Below are 1145 nucleotides of genomic sequence, written 5' to 3'. Positions count from 1 at the left end.
GGCCGACGCGGAGCAGCCACGGGTCCGGGCCGCCGAGAGCCGGCAGGCCCGGCCCTCCGCACGCCGGGCCCGCGGGCCCGCTCCCCACGCACCCGCCGGGTCAGATCACTCCCGCCTGGCGGGCCGTCTCCTCGAAGGCGCGGGCCACCGGGCTGCCGCGGTAGGGGGTGAGGCGGCGGTGGAAGTCCCGGACGTACTCCAGCGAGCGGGCCGAGCGCATCTCCCCCGCCGCCCGCAGCGCGTCGGTGGCCATGGTGCAGGCCTCGTCGAGGTCCCCCATGCCGAGCCGGGCAGTGGCCAGCACCAGGCGGCAGAAGATCCGGCTGCGGGCGTAGGCGGGCGAGCGCAGCCGCAGCGACTTCTCGGCGTGCTGCGCCGCGGTCCGCCACTGCTGGAGGTCGCGGTAGCAGTGGGCGAACTCGTCGGAGAGCTGGGCCTCGTCGAAGTACCGCGCCCAGGAAGGCAGTTCGTCGCCCGTCCGGGCCGCCGCCAGGGAGCGCTCGGCGCGCACCAGGGCGGTGGTGCAGGACCGTACGTCGCCCAGCAGGCCGTGCCCGCGTGCCTCGGCGGCGTGCATCAGTGACTGGACCACCGGCGGCACGGCGGTGCCCACGCCCTGCTGCGCGACCCGGGCGAGCTGGACCGCCTCCCGGCCGTGGCCCAGGTGGACGGCCTGCTGGCTCATCGTCACCAGCACGTAGCCGCCGAGCGCCCGGTCCCCGGCGGCCTGGGACAGGCGCAGCGCCTGGACGAAGTAGCGCTGGGCGAGGCCGTGGGCGGCGATGTCGAAGGACGTCCAGCCGGCCAGCCTGGTGAGGTCGGCGACCGCGCCGAACAGGGCCCGGCCGATCTGCTCTCCGTAGCGGCCGCGCAGCATCGGCTCGGCCTCGCTCTCCAGGTAGCGGACCAGCGCCTGGCGGGCGTGGCCACCGCCGTAGGCGTGGTCCAGCGCGCGGAAGAGGTCGCCGACGGCGCGGATGGCGGCGATGTCGCCGCGGCCGACCCGCAGGGTGGGACGGGACTCGCGGGCCGAGTCGGTGTACGGCGGCTCGACGGCGACCGGCGGCCGGCGGCTCTGGATCGGCACCCGGCCGATGGTGGGGGCGGTGCCGGTGGTCCCGGCGGTGCTGCGGGCGGTGGGAGCG

The 1145-nt window shown here is 77.2% G+C and carries 1 pseudogene; it reads right to left on the bottom strand.

The annotated features are described in order from the left end of the window. Positions 1-100: 100 nt before the first annotated feature. Positions 101-1145 (bottom strand): annotated as a pseudogene (locus tag KS423_RS45935) (regulator); the annotation flags it as partial.

The sequence above is a fragment of the Streptomyces sp. LS1784 genome (assembly GCF_020103755.1).
Classification (GTDB): Bacteria; Actinomycetota; Actinomycetes; order Streptomycetales; family Streptomycetaceae; genus Kitasatospora.
The sequence above is the reverse complement of the archived record's forward strand: the minus strand, read 5'-3'. Positions and strand labels throughout refer to the sequence as shown.